The 11,644-nt window shown below is 68.2% G+C and carries 14 protein-coding genes and 1 pseudogene; 6 read left to right on the forward strand and 9 right to left on the reverse strand.

Annotated features, from left to right (window positions below; all coding sequences use genetic code 11):
- The first annotated feature begins 15 nt into the window (after window positions 1-15).
- Window positions 16-1,188, forward strand: coding sequence for an MFS transporter (locus AFER_RS00180; RefSeq protein ID WP_012784130.1), 1,173 nt, complete (start codon window positions 16-18; stop codon window positions 1,186-1,188).
- A 13-nt stretch (window positions 1,189-1,201) separates the two neighbouring features.
- Here AFER_RS00180 and AFER_RS00185 read toward each other — a convergent pair whose 3' ends face one another.
- Complete coding sequence (locus tag AFER_RS00185; protein WP_012784131.1) at window positions 1,202-2,281, reverse strand: inositol-3-phosphate synthase; 1,080 nt, start codon at window positions 2,279-2,281, stop codon at window positions 1,202-1,204.
- 86 nt (window positions 2,282-2,367) lie between these two features.
- A complete protein-coding gene (locus AFER_RS10610) occupies window positions 2,368-2,961 on the reverse strand; it encodes a PadR family transcriptional regulator (protein WP_012784132.1) in 594 nt (197 codons plus the stop codon).
- 97 nt (window positions 2,962-3,058) lie between these two features.
- On the opposite strand from AFER_RS10610, the gene AFER_RS10615 reads away from it, so the two are divergent.
- Window positions 3,059-3,448 carry a DUF5318 family protein gene (locus AFER_RS10615; protein ID WP_012784133.1) on the forward strand — a complete coding sequence of 130 codons (390 nt, stop codon included), beginning with the start codon at window positions 3,059-3,061 and terminating at the stop codon, window positions 3,446-3,448.
- A gap of 94 nt (window positions 3,449-3,542) precedes the next feature.
- Entirely contained in the window at window positions 3,543-4,427 is an 885-nt protein-coding gene (gene panB, locus AFER_RS00205; RefSeq protein WP_049755508.1) for a 3-methyl-2-oxobutanoate hydroxymethyltransferase, read from the forward strand.
- Here the strand turns inward: panB and dnaB are convergent.
- The 6 genes and pseudogenes from dnaB to AFER_RS00235 all read right to left on the reverse strand — a co-directional run bounded on the left by dnaB (window position 4,424) and on the right by AFER_RS00235 (window position 8,580).
- Window positions 4,424-6,181, reverse strand: a complete 1,758-nt coding sequence (gene dnaB, locus AFER_RS00210) for a replicative DNA helicase (protein WP_012784135.1) — start codon at window positions 6,179-6,181, stop codon at window positions 4,424-4,426. The genes panB and dnaB overlap by 4 nt on opposite strands.
- A 13-nt stretch (window positions 6,182-6,194) precedes the next feature.
- A complete protein-coding gene (gene rplI, locus AFER_RS00215; protein WP_012784136.1) occupies window positions 6,195-6,647 on the reverse strand; it encodes a 50S ribosomal protein L9 in 453 nt (150 codons plus the stop codon).
- A 149-nt stretch (window positions 6,648-6,796) separates the two neighbouring features.
- A pseudogene (gene rpsR, locus AFER_RS12590) lies at window positions 6,797-7,051 on the reverse strand (30S ribosomal protein S18); the annotation flags it as partial.
- Between the two features lie 3 nt (window positions 7,052-7,054).
- Window positions 7,055-7,501, reverse strand: a complete 447-nt coding sequence (gene ssb / locus AFER_RS00225) for a single-stranded DNA-binding protein (RefSeq protein WP_012784138.1) — start codon at window positions 7,499-7,501, stop codon at window positions 7,055-7,057.
- 27 nt (window positions 7,502-7,528) lie between these two features.
- A complete protein-coding gene (rpsF, locus tag AFER_RS00230; protein WP_012784139.1) occupies window positions 7,529-7,867 on the reverse strand; it encodes a 30S ribosomal protein S6 in 339 nt (112 codons plus the stop codon).
- Between the two features lie 83 nt (window positions 7,868-7,950).
- Window positions 7,951-8,580 carry a hypothetical protein gene (locus AFER_RS00235; RefSeq protein WP_012784140.1) on the reverse strand — a complete coding sequence of 210 codons (630 nt, stop codon included), beginning with the start codon at window positions 8,578-8,580 and terminating at the stop codon, window positions 7,951-7,953.
- A gap of 166 nt (window positions 8,581-8,746) precedes the next feature.
- Between AFER_RS00235 and AFER_RS00240 the strand changes: the two genes are divergently transcribed.
- Together AFER_RS00240 and AFER_RS00245 are read left to right on the forward strand one after the other, a co-directional pair.
- A complete protein-coding gene (locus tag AFER_RS00240) occupies window positions 8,747-9,151 on the forward strand; it encodes a hypothetical protein (protein WP_012784141.1) in 405 nt (134 codons plus the stop codon).
- Window positions 9,152-9,168: 17 nt separating this feature from the next.
- Window positions 9,169-9,849, forward strand: coding sequence for a hypothetical protein (locus AFER_RS00245; protein ID WP_143711881.1), 681 nt, complete (start codon window positions 9,169-9,171; stop codon window positions 9,847-9,849).
- Here the strand turns inward: AFER_RS00245 and AFER_RS00250 are convergent.
- Complete coding sequence (locus AFER_RS00250; RefSeq protein WP_012784143.1) at window positions 9,821-10,867, reverse strand: hypothetical protein; 1,047 nt, start codon at window positions 10,865-10,867, stop codon at window positions 9,821-9,823. The genes AFER_RS00245 and AFER_RS00250 overlap by 29 nt on opposite strands.
- A gap of 59 nt (window positions 10,868-10,926) precedes the next feature.
- On the opposite strand from AFER_RS00250, the gene AFER_RS10620 reads away from it, so the two are divergent.
- Complete coding sequence (locus tag AFER_RS10620) at window positions 10,927-11,628, forward strand: COG4315 family predicted lipoprotein (protein ID WP_049755154.1); 702 nt, start codon at window positions 10,927-10,929, stop codon at window positions 11,626-11,628.
- Window positions 11,629-11,644 lie beyond the last annotated feature (16 nt).

The raw sequence follows: 11,644 nt of genomic DNA on the forward strand, positions 1-11,644 counted from the left end.
ACGTAGGCTCGATGCATGACCCAAGCAGCAACGTGGCGTAACCGTGATGTGTGGCTGATCTCGTTGTCCGCTGGTTTTGCCGACCTCGGCTACCAGGCGATCGTCGCCGGAGTACCGCTGCTGATCGTCGTCGACCTGCGTGCGAGCGCCCTGGTGTACGGCGTCGCCGCCGGCCTCGGCTACGGGCTGGGGACGTTCGCGTCGCTCGCGGGTGGTCGGCTCGCCGACCGCATCGGTCGACGTCCGGTTGCGATCGGCGGCAACCTCGGCATCTTGCTCCTGTCGCTGATCGCTCTGGCGAGAAGTGTCCCCATCGTCGTCCTGCTCTTCGTGCTGGGCTGGCTCGCGCGCAACTTCCGCTCGCCGGTTCGCCGGGCCATGCTCACCGAAGCCGTCGCGCCGGAGTGGCGCCGCAATGCATTCGGCCTTCTGCACGCCGTCGACGTGGGTGGCGGCGTGCTCTCCGCGCTTGCGGCGGTCGTGCTCGTCGGTGCGCACGTCGTCGGTCTGCGGGGCCTGTTCGCCTTCACCGCGATCCCGATCGCGATCTCGAGCCTGCTGCTCGCCAGCGCGCACCCGCACCGTACGGGCGGCGCCGGCGCGCGTCGCGACGTCCCGACGGCGCCGGCGAGCACGCTTCGTCGTGCAGTCCTCGTCGCGACCGCCCTCTATGGCTTCAGCTCCTATGCGCTCGGCTTTCCGGTCCTCGCGGTCGCGGCGCGCTCAGGATCTGCCACCGAGGGCTTCGGCGCCTATGCCTTGTTCCTCGGCGCCTCGGCGATCACTGGCTACGTCATCGGTGCGCGCCGCGGGTCCCCGATCGGTTGGCTCGCGCTTGGCGGCTACGGCCTCTCGGCACTTGGCTCGGCGCTCCTCGTGCCCGAGAGCGCGATGGTCTCGATCATCGGGGTTGGACTCCTCGGGGTGGGGCTCGGCGTCATCGAGACGTTGGAGCCGACCGTCATCTCGCGACTGGCACCGGACGCGGCTCAAGGAGGTGCGCTCGGTGCGCTCTCGGCGGCGCGGAGCGTCGGGCTCTTCGTCGCTGACGTCGTCGCGGGTCTGCTGTATGCCTCCCACGGAGGTGTGGCGTTCGTCTACGGTGCGGTGCTCGCGGCGGTCGCTGCGATCATCATCGGCGCCCAAGCGCCGCTGGCCCGCCGGACGTTCCCAGCGGGCCAGTGGTGAGCGAAGAGCGCGTCTAGCGATCGGCGTCGCCGCGGGCGAACTCCTCCACCGCGCGTCGCGCATCCTCGTCGTGGAGCTGGCGCGGCGGTGACTTCATGAAGTAGGCCGAGGGTCCTTCGAGGGGCCCGCCGATGCCGCGGTCGAGGGCGATCTTGGCGCAGCGAACGGCGTCGATGATGACCCCGGCCGAGTTCGGCGAGTCCCAGACCTCGAGCTTGAGCTCGACGTTCAGCGGTACGTCTCCGAAGTTGCGGCCCTCGAGGCGGATGTAGGCCCACTTGCGGTCCTCGAGCCACGCGACGTGGTCGGACGGGCCGATGTGGACGTTGTGGGAGTCGATGCCGTGCTCGATCTGGCTCGTCACCGACTGCGTCTTCGAGATCTTCTTCGACTCGAGTCGCGAGCGCTCGAGCATGTTCATGAAGTCCATATTGCCGCCGACGTTGAGCTGGTAGGTGCGATCGAGGACGAGTCCGCGATCTTCGAAGAGGCGAGCCAGCATGCGATGGACGATGGTCGCACCGACCTGGCTCTTGATGTCGTCGCCGATGATGGGAACGCCAGCCTCACGGAAGCGCTCTGCCCAGACCGGGTCAGAGGCGATGAAGACAGGGATCGCGTTCACGAAGGCGACCCCCGCCTCGAGTGCGGCCTCGGCATAGGCACGTTGGGCTTGCTCGGAGCCGACCGGCAGGTAGGCGACGAGGACGTCAGCACGGGCCTCTCGCAGACGCGCCGCGACGTCGACGGGCGGGAGGGGCGACTCGGTGACGACTTGGCGGTAGTAGGTGCCGAGGCCATCGAGCGTCGGTCCACGATCGACGGTGACACCCGCCTCGGGGACGTCGGCGAACTTGATGGTGTTGTTGTGGCTCGCGAAGACGGCCTTCGACACGTCGAGGCCGACCTTCTCGTCGTCGACGTCGAAGGCGGCGACGACCTCGATGTCGCGCACGTGGTAACCCCCGAGCGTGACGTGCATCAGGCCCGGTACGTCTTGGTCGTCAGTGGCGTTCCGGTAGTACTCGATGCCTTGCACCAGCGAGCTCGCGCAGTTGCCGACCCCGGCAATCGCGAGGCGAATCGTTCCCATTCTGTTCCCCTTCTCCTTTCTGAGCGCCGATGGTCTGAGCGTCGATGGCTCGCCGTCGTCGGCCGCATGTGACGACGTTCGCATCGTCACGAGGTCGTCGATGCGCCGTAGCCAGCCGGCGCGGCGTCGAGGACCGCGAGTTCCGAGGCCGTGCGTGCCCGGACGATGTCGAGCCAGAGGTCGGGCATCTCCTGCTCGAGCCGGTCGAGCTCCTCGAGACGCTCGACGAGGCTGCGCCGACGACCGCGCAGCAGTGCGCGGCGCGTCTCTGGCGCGACCAGCGAACTCGCCACCAGCGCGATGGTCGCGATGCGATCGTCGGCCATGTCGGCGAACTCGAGCGCGGTGCGCAGGCGCGCACGTCCCTCGTCGGTGATGCGATAGGTCCGTCGGCTCCGGCCACCTGCGGTGCTGGCAGCCAGGACCAACTCGGCCGCGAGGACGCCGGGGAGGCGAGCTGGATCGAGGCGACCCACCGCACCGACGGAGGCGATGAGCCCACTGCGCGCCAAGCGAGCGAGCGCCGGATAGATCGAACCGTACGAGAAGCGACCGATCTCCCCGAAGGTCGCCTGGAGCCGACGGGCGACCTCGTACCCATGGGCCGGCGCCGCCTCGAGCACGACGAGCGTCGCGAGTTCGACCGCCGTCAGCTCTTTCGCGCGCTCGGACGAGACCATGGTGCGTAGCATAGTGGCTGATACGAGATATCGATTCGATATAGCGGCCGAAACCCTGATTCCGGCCATCGTGCGGTGGAGGCGCTACCATGGCGTCGTGGATCAAGGTCGCGCGCGCGAGGTCGGTGGTCGGCTGGCCACCAGCGTCGATCACCGCCTACTCAGGTGGCGAACGCTGCGCGCCCTCGCTGCCGGAACCATCGTCAGAGAAGACGTGTGTGATGCCGGTTTCGAGCTCTCGCGTGCGGCGAGCGCGTTCGGCATTCCCCGAGGGGTCGTGTGTCCTGTGTGTGCTGCCGATGCGTTGCGTGAGGTTGCATTCGCCTTCGGCAAGGGGCTCCCGCACGAGGGCCAGGTCGTCGGGGGCACGCTCGTCGAGGAGGCGCTCGACGCGGTGCCGGATGTTCGGCTGTTTCGTGTCGAGGTCTGTCTGGCGTGCCGTTGGAACTTCGTGATCGAAGAGCGCGGTCACACCGGCGTGCGATAGGGTTGGATCGATGCCGGTGTCACCCCCGGCAGAGCGCCTGTAGCGCGAGGAGCGCACGGGACCTCGGAGAGGGGGAAACATGGAGTCAGCGTCGATGAGCGACCGTATCGCGACGGTCCCGGCCATCGCTGGATCGAAGGTACGCTCCGGGAGTCGGCCACTCGTCATGGTGACCGCCTACGACGCGCCAGGGGCGCGCATTGCCGACGACGGTGGCGTCGACATGATCCTCGTCGGCGACTCGGTGGCGATGGCGGTGCTCGGCATGCCCGACACGCTCGGGGTGCGGGTCCGTGACATCGCCCACCACGTAGCGGCGGTGCGGCGGGCGCAGCCGAGAGCCCTCGTCGTCGCGGATCTGCCATGGTTGAGCTACCACCGCGGACGTCGCCGTGCAGTCGAGGCCGCCGGCAAGCTCGTGCGCGCCGGCGCGCAGGCCGTCAAGCTGGAGGGGGGTCGCGAACGCCTTGACGTCATCGACGCACTCGTGCGCGCGCAGATCCCGGTGATGGGTCACCTCGGCCTCACCCCCCAGAGCGCGAACGTCTTCGGTGGCATGGTCGTCCAAGGCCGTTCGATCGTCGCGGCCGAACGCATCCTCGCAGACGCCATGGCCCTCGAGCAGGCGGGGGTCTTCGCCATGGTCCTCGAGGGAATTCCGGCCCCGATCGCCTCGGTCGTGACGGCTCGCGTCGGCGTCCCGACCATCGGTATCGGTGCGGGCGCAGGTTGCGATGGGCAGGTCCTCGTGTTCCACGATCTGCTCGGGTTCGCCGATGGCCATCGGCCGCGGTTCGTCAAGACCTATGCGGAGCTCGGCGCCGCGGCTCGCGAGGCGGTCGCCGCCTGGGCCAAGGACGTGACGGAGGGCGCCTATCCCGATGACGCGCATGCCTACCGCGCCTCTACCGAGCTCGCTGCGTGGGCCGAGCGACAGCTCACGAGCGAGGAGCGTCGTGGGGGCGCGCCTCGCTCCTAGTCGCTGGGCGCGATATCTGCGAAGCGGGTCCAGTCGGCGATGAAGGCCAGGTTGACGGTGCCCTGGGGACCGTTGCGGTGCTTGGCGACGATGATCTCGGCGACGCCGCGATCGGTGGTGTCGGGGTGGTACAGCTCGTCTCGGTAGATGAACATGACCACGTCGGCGTCTTGCTCGAGAGAGTTGTGCACGATGACGCCGTCGGCGACGAACGCATGCGTCTCGGGTACCTCGATATCGAAGACGAGCTCCGTGCCGAGTTCGTCGACCGACTCGACGACGGTCGTCGCCACCGTAGTCGCATCCAGGAGGACGTGGACCACGTCGCCGGATACGAGGGTCCCGGCCTCCCGCCATCCCGACGATGTGGCGATCGGGTGATTGCCGGTCGCGCGGAGGATCGAGCCGTTGGCGAGGGTCAGGCGTCGCAGTGGCTTGAGGCCGGTGGCCACGACGCGTGTACCCATGGCGACCGTCGGCACGCCCTCGGGGGTGACGGATGCGAGCGGAACGGATCTCGCCCCCTTGCTCCAGAGCATGCCGATGGGAACCTCGGTACCGTCGGCGAGGCGTACCTTGGCGTCCCACGAGAGGCAACCGGACTCGCGGAGGTCCGCGAGTTGCGGGCGACGATCGCTGCGTGATTCGAGGTTGCGCGACAGCTGGGAGAGCGCGATGATCGGCACGTCGAGCTCGCGGGCGAGCAGCTTGAGGCCACGGGAGATCTCGGAGACCTCGAGCTGCCGTGACTCGCTCTGGCGTCGACTGCTCATCAGCTGGAGGTAGTCGATGACGACGAGCGAGAGTCCTTGCTCGGCCTTGATACGCCGCGCGCGCGTGCGGAGGTCGAGGACGGTCAGGTTCGGGTCGTCATCAATGAGGATCGGGCGCGTGGCGAGTTCGCCGGCGGCGTTGGAGACCTGATCCCACTCGCGTTCGTTCAGACGGCCGGAGCGGAGGCGTTGCGAATTGACGCGCGCCTGCGACGCGACCAGCCGCTGGCCGAGCTCGATGCGGTTCATCTCGAGCGAGAACAGCAGGACGGGCTCGCTCTGGTTGCGGGCGACGTTCAGCGCCATCGAGAGCGCGAAGGACGTCTTGCCCATGCCCGGTCGAGCACCGACGATGATGAGGTTCGATCGATGCAAGCCCGTGAGCAGCTCATCGAGGTCGCGAAAGCCGGTCGGGACGGCGAAGGCGCCCAGATCGTCGGAGCCGGCGACCTGCTCGAGCTGCTCGAGGACCTCCATCAGCACCTGCTCGAGGTGCGCCGCGGACTCGTGACTCGTGCCCCGCGCGACGTTCAGGATGCTGGCCTCGGCGTGATCGAGCAGCGCGCGTACGTCCTTCGGGAGGCCGTAGGCCTCCTCGGCGATGTCAGAGGCGGTCCGGATGAGGCGCCGAAGGATCCCGTAGTCGCGGACGATCTGGGCGTAGCGCCCGGCGGACGCGATGGCTGGGGTCTGGATGACCAGACGGTTCAGCCCCTCTTGACCACCGAGCGCCTCCTCGATGCCCAGGCGACGGAGTTCGTCGCCCACCGAGACCGGGTCCGTGGTCTCACCGCGGGCGTAGAGGTCAGCGAGGACGCGAAAGAGCTCTCGGTGTGACGGTCGAAAGAAGTCGTCGGCTTCGACGAGTTCGACGGCGTCCCCGATCGCTTCTCGCGACAGCAGCATGGCCCCGAGGAGCGACTCCTCGGCCTCGATGTTGTGCGGCGGCAGCCGATCCTCGGGCCCTTGCGAGCGGGCCATCGCGGACCGGGGCTCAGCGCTCGCTGGCCGCGACCGAAACGGTGATCGCCACGTCGACGCCGTGGCCCAGCGCGATCACGACGGGGTGCTCTCCGACCTGCTTGATCGGAGCCGGAATGCGCACGTGCTCCCGTTCGATCGTGACGCCGGTGGCTTCGGCGATCGCGCGCACGATGTCGGCGGCCGTGATCGACCCGAACAGCGTGCCCTCCTCGGAGGCGCGAGCACTGAGTGCGAGCTCGATGCCGGCGAGCTGACGCGCCGTGGCCTCGGCCTCGGCACGCTCGCGCTCGCGTGCGAGCTGTGCCTTCGCTCGCATCGCCTCAGCTTGGTGGGCGATCTTCGGCGTGGCGGCAACGGCCAGCCGACGCGGGATCAGGTAGTTGCGGGCGTAGCCATCGGCAACGCGGACGATGTCGCCACGATCGCCGAGGCCTTGGACCCGCGCGCGCAGGAGGACGTTCATGCCTGTTCCTCCTCGGCTGCTGGCGTCTCTTCCTCGTCGGCGCTGGTGCGGTCGGTGGCCTGGGCGCGGTTCCGCGAGCGCAGCTCGCGGTCACCGACGGGCTGGTCGCCCTGGTTGCGGCGGCTTCGGTCGGAGACCGGACGGATCACGTAGGGCAGCAGTGCGAGCTCGCGCGCCACCTTGATGGCGTTGGCGACGTCGGCTTGGTGCTGGGCACAGTTACCCGTGACCCGCCGGGCGCGGATCTTGGCTCGCTCCGACGTGAAACGACGCAGGAGATCGACGTCCTTGTAGTCGACCCAGTCCACGTGCTGCTGGCAGAAAACGCAGGGCTTCTTCTTGATGCGCTTGGTCTCGGGTGCCTCGCGGCCCCGACGCTTGCGCTTGGTCGCTGTCTTCGGCATTGCTTAGAACGGCTCCTCTTCGTATCCCACGCCCCCGTCGGCGACAGGGGACGGCTCGTTCGTCACGGGTCTGCCCGATCCGGTCCGACGCTCGGTGCGGTGCACCTCTGCGGTTGCCCAACGGAGCGACGGGCCGACCTCTTCGGCCACGACCTGAACCTTGGATCGGCGCTCTCCCTCTGGCGTTTCCCAGCTGCGCTGTTCGAGGCGGCCCACGATGATGGCGCGAGAACCCTTCTCGAGGCTCGTCGAGACGTTGTCGGCGAGGTCGCCCCAGCAGATCACCTCGAAGAACGAGGTGGACTCTTCCCACTCCTGGGTCTGCTGATTGAGGCGGCGTCGGTTCACCGCAATGGAGAAGAGCGCCTGGGCCCGACCCTGGGCGGTGAAGCGCAGTTCTGGCTCCTTCGTGAGGTTGCCGACGAGTGTGACGGAGTTACCTGCTGACATGGTGGCCTTTCGCTCGGTTCACCCGGCCTAGGCGCGGCCTGGCGCGCCGAGGAGGGGGATCTTGCCGTTCGCGGCGAGCGCGTCAGGGAGCCGAATGGTCTTGTGACGCAGGACACCGTCGGCGATCGAGAGCACACGATCGAGTTCATCGATCGTCGCTGGTTCGGCGTGCAGCCGAAGGAAGCTGTAGGCACCATCGGTGCGGTGTGCGATCGGGTAGGCGAGCATGCGCCGACCCCAGTGCGCTTCTTGGGTGATGGCTCCACCGCCCTGATTGACGATGGAACGAATTCGGTCGAAGAGCGCGGTGCGCGCTTCCTCGTCGAGCGCTGGTGACGTGATCAGCGCGAGTTCATACTCCCGCATGTGGGTTCCTCCTGTGGACCTGGGATGCCAGGGCCCCATGATGGGGCAGGGTGGCGCCGAGCGCCACAGCGAGCATAGCGCACCTAGGAGTGCGCCCGCGCCTGACCGATCGGCGGTTCGTCGTGTCGATGGAGGGGAAGTTGCGCCTCGAGCTCGTCAGGGATCAGTCGACTGAGGGAATGGAAGAGGAGGAACGAGAAGCCGATCTGGAAGATCACCTCACCCTGGAACAGAACCATGATCCCGTCGTTCGGCAGCGAGAGCAGCGCCATGACACCACCGACGATCTGCATGACGATCATCGTCGCGTTGAACCAGGAGCGCGCGTAGCGCCACCAGATCCACCCCGACATGAGCAGTTGCTCGACGAAGAGGATGGAGCCGAGGGTCTGGTGGGTCCAGTCGAAGAGGGTGCCCCAGGTGTAGGGGGTGAACGCGATGCCGACGATCAGCACCGCCATCATCCGGAGCGCACGGCGCAGCACGCCGAGCCCGCCGGTCGTGGGGAGGTCACGTCCAGCCCTCCACGAGAGGACGGCACAGAGCACGAAGCCGATCGCGAGCGGGATGAAGCTGTCGAGGTGGGTCAGGTAGTAGCTGATGCCGTAGCCATCGATCGCCGAACTCGGGTACCAGATCGCGACGAGCAGCAGGGCGCCGAAGAGGGCGAGGTCGGCAGCGAGGAGCCGGTCGAGTGTCTTCGTCCGAAGCATCGCTCGCCTCCCTTCGCGGTCAGGACTTCATCGTCGCTGTGCCATCTCCCAATAACGTTGCATTATACAACCGTAATCCCGCCCCGCGAAGCCACAGCTGGTGTTCGGTCGCTGAACTGCCAGCATGGCTCATCGATGGCGTCCTAGACTCCTCGCGGAGGTGGTCGTGGTGGGACAGCGGTGGGCCGCCCTCGGTACGTCGGGCCGGATCGTCACGGTCGTCTCCGTGATCGTGCTGATCGCTCTGTTCCTACCGTGGTACGGCGTGAGCATCGGATCGCTGAGTGTGTCCGTCGATGGGTTGCACTCCTACGGCCTGCTGACCGCCCTCGGTGTGGTCGTCGTCGCCGTCGGTGTCGGCGCGAACGCGCCATGGGTGCGTGGTGCGCGTCTTGCCGGGGTCGTGCTCGAGGCGGTCGGCGCAGTCGCGTTCCTCGCCGCCTACCATGCGGCAGGGTCGACGAGCGCGCTGTCGGTGTCGTTCGGACCCGAGATCGGGGTGTATCTCGCGCTGCTCGCGAGCCTGGTTGGCGTGGTCGCGGCGTTGAACGAACGCCGGCGTGCCGTCTGATGCGTCGCCTCGCGTGGATGATGGTTGCTGGCGCCACGCTCGCGGCGTGTGGTACTGCGACCGCCCAGGTGACCGGTCCGGTCGCTCGTGCGGCTCGCGCGCTCGCATCGGTGCCGTTGCACTTCTGTTTCGTCATCGACGCGACCGCGCAGGACGCGCAGGAGCGCATCTCGGGTTGTGGTGACGAGTCCGCCGGTGCCCGTCGGTTGGCGCTGACGCAGAACCTCCTCGAGCAGGTCGGAAGCCAACGCCAGCAGAGCTCGGAGGGTGTGATCGAGATTGGCTCGAAGGAGTGGGTGAGCTCGAGCAAGGTCTGGCAACTCGTGACGCCGACCACGAACGTGATCGAGCCGCTCGCCGTCGCGGACCTCGTCGACGCAGCGCCCGGCTTCGTCGTCGGCCGTGGCAGCGTCGTCGACGGTGTGCAGGCGCTCGCCTACTCGACGGTGCTCGAGGGATCGTCGCTCAGTCGGACGCTTGCGCGCCTTCCGGCGGCGCTCGCGGAGCAGTATCGCGGTGAGAACCTCCGCAGTGACGACCTCACCGTGGAGCTCAGCCCGCAGGGGCGGTTGCTCGAGGTCGACCAGCACCAGTCGCTCGTCGTGTCGGGTCAGGCGGTGACCGCGGTCTCGGTTCTGGTGCTGTCGCGTTTCGGCCAGTCCGTGACGGTCACGCCCCCGTCTCCGGTCGCCGGCTGAGTCGGTGGCCGGCCAGCACGGCAGCAACGGTGGAGAGCAGCACCACGGCGAGGAGCGCTTCGCCGCCCGCAGCGCCGATCACACTCCGCAGCGCCGTCGCGATCGCGATCGTGACCTCGCCGCGCGGGAGCATCCCGACGGCGATCCAGCGGTCGGGGCGTGCGATGAGCAGGTAGAGGCCAAGGCGTGAGATGGCGAGTGCGACCAGGAGGCCGACGACGACGGCGACGTTCATCCGCCAGAGCGGACCGAGCGAGCCGAGCACGAACCCTGCCGTCGCAAAGAACATGAGGCCGAGCGTCCGGCGCGACCACGTGACCACGGCGGCTCGAGGAACGAGGTCGTGGAGGAGCGCACCGGCGAGCGCACCGGCGAGCGCGGGTGACGTCCCGAACGCACAGGTCGCCGTCACGACGAGCGCTCCGAGGAGTCGTGGTGCTCGCGCACCCGTTTGTCGGAGGACCAGTGCGATGACGACGGCGACGACGGTCGCGACCACGCTGGTGGGACGGGCGCCGGTCGGGAGCACGAAAGGCGCAGCGGCGAGCAGTGCCAAGCTGACGAGGTCGTCGCCGATGGCTGCCTGCAGGATCGACGTCCGGGAGCCTCGTGGAACGTGGGCGAGCGGGAGGACGGTGGCCGCCAACGCCCCGCTCGTCGGGATGGCTGCAAGCGCGATGGCAAGGGCTCGAACGGCACCCACGCCACTTACGAGGACGGCACCGAAGGCGCCGAGGCCAAGGAGGCTCGCGCCGATCCCGGCGATGGCGAGGCCGCGGCCCGCGATCGGGTGGCTGCCAGAGCCTTGGAGCTCCTCACCGATCCCGAAGAGCACGACGTAGACGCCGAGCGACTCTGCGGTCGTCGCGATGTGGGTAGCGACGGCCGGATGGGGGAGCAGAGCGACGAGTGTCCCGACGACGAGCATCACGAGTGCGGTTGGGATGCGGCTCGAGGAGTGCCGCAGGGATCCGACGATGCTCGCAGCGAGCAGGACCCCGAGACTGAGCGCCGTCATCGCCGACCTCCACCGTCGAGGTGCTGGCACGCGAGATTCAGAGCCTAGCCTGGAGGGGTATGCGACGCAGACCTCGACGCCTGAGCGCGCTTGTCGTGGTGGCAGCGCCGTTGGTGCTGGCGAGCTGTCACTTTTCCAACGGCGACTACGGACCGGCGGGTGCCGGTGGGGGCACGACGTCGTCGGCGAGCTCCGGTCCGATCGGCGCGAACACGACCGCGCCGGACGCAAAGCTGCTAGGTGGCTCAGCCGCCCCGAAGACAGCGTCGACCTACGACGGTGCTGGCTTTCCGATTCCGACGTATCCGCCGGTTCCGTGCCCGAGGGCAACCTGCCTCAACGGGTCGCCTCTCGAGCCGGTGGAGATCTCGTGGCGCAACTCGCCGTATGGGCCGATCCTCACGACGGCGAGCGGGGAGACCCTCTACCTGCGCCTTGGCGACGGCTTTCGGGAGTCGGGCTGCCATGGCATCTGCCTCCGAGCGTTCCCGCCGTTGCTGACGAACGGCGCCCCGCAGGCGGCCCCTGGTTTGCTCGCGGCGGATGTGGGCGACTTGACCGCGTCGAACGGGAAGGAGCAGGCGTCCTACGGCGGTCACCCGCTCTACACCTACCGTGGCGATACGAAACCGGGTCAGTACGGTGCAGAGGGCAAGGGCGGCATTTGGTACGTGGTCTCGATCACGGGCCTACCGGTCAAGGCGCCGGTGCATTCTGGCACCTCATCGAGCTCGGCCACTACCTCGACCTCGAACGGCTGATCCCGCCCTGGGGCGC

This window comes from Acidimicrobium ferrooxidans DSM 10331, assembly GCF_000023265.1.
In the GTDB taxonomy this organism is placed as follows: Bacteria; Actinomycetota; Acidimicrobiia; order Acidimicrobiales; family Acidimicrobiaceae; genus Acidimicrobium; species Acidimicrobium ferrooxidans.

Coding starts and splice junctions, on each gene's coding strand:
- AFER_RS00180 (WP_012784130.1), top strand. CDS start 16: ATGACCCAAGCAGCAACGTGGCGTAACCGTGATGTGTGGCTGATCTCG.
- AFER_RS00185 (WP_012784131.1), bottom strand. CDS start 2,281: ATGGGAACGATTCGCCTCGCGATTGCCGGGGTCGGCAACTGCGCGAGC.
- AFER_RS10610 (WP_012784132.1), bottom strand. CDS start 2,961: ATGGTCTCGTCCGAGCGCGCGAAAGAGCTGACGGCGGTCGAACTCGCG.
- panB (WP_049755508.1), top strand. CDS start 3,543: ATGAGCGACCGTATCGCGACGGTCCCGGCCATCGCTGGATCGAAGGTA.
- dnaB (WP_012784135.1), bottom strand. CDS start 6,181: ATGGCCCGCTCGCAAGGGCCCGAGGATCGGCTGCCGCCGCACAACATC.
- rplI (WP_012784136.1), bottom strand. CDS start 6,647: ATGAACGTCCTCCTGCGCGCGCGGGTCCAAGGCCTCGGCGATCGTGGC.
- ssb (WP_012784138.1), bottom strand. CDS start 7,501: ATGTCAGCAGGTAACTCCGTCACACTCGTCGGCAACCTCACGAAGGAG.
- rpsF (WP_012784139.1), bottom strand. CDS start 7,867: ATGCGGGAGTATGAACTCGCGCTGATCACGTCACCAGCGCTCGACGAG.
- AFER_RS00235 (WP_012784140.1), bottom strand. CDS start 8,580: ATGCTTCGGACGAAGACACTCGACCGGCTCCTCGCTGCCGACCTCGCC.
- AFER_RS00245 (WP_143711881.1), top strand. CDS start 9,169: ATGATGGTTGCTGGCGCCACGCTCGCGGCGTGTGGTACTGCGACCGCC.
- AFER_RS00250 (WP_012784143.1), bottom strand. CDS start 10,867: ATGACGGCGCTCAGTCTCGGGGTCCTGCTCGCTGCGAGCATCGTCGGA.
- AFER_RS10620 (WP_049755154.1), top strand. CDS start 10,927: ATGCGACGCAGACCTCGACGCCTGAGCGCGCTTGTCGTGGTGGCAGCG.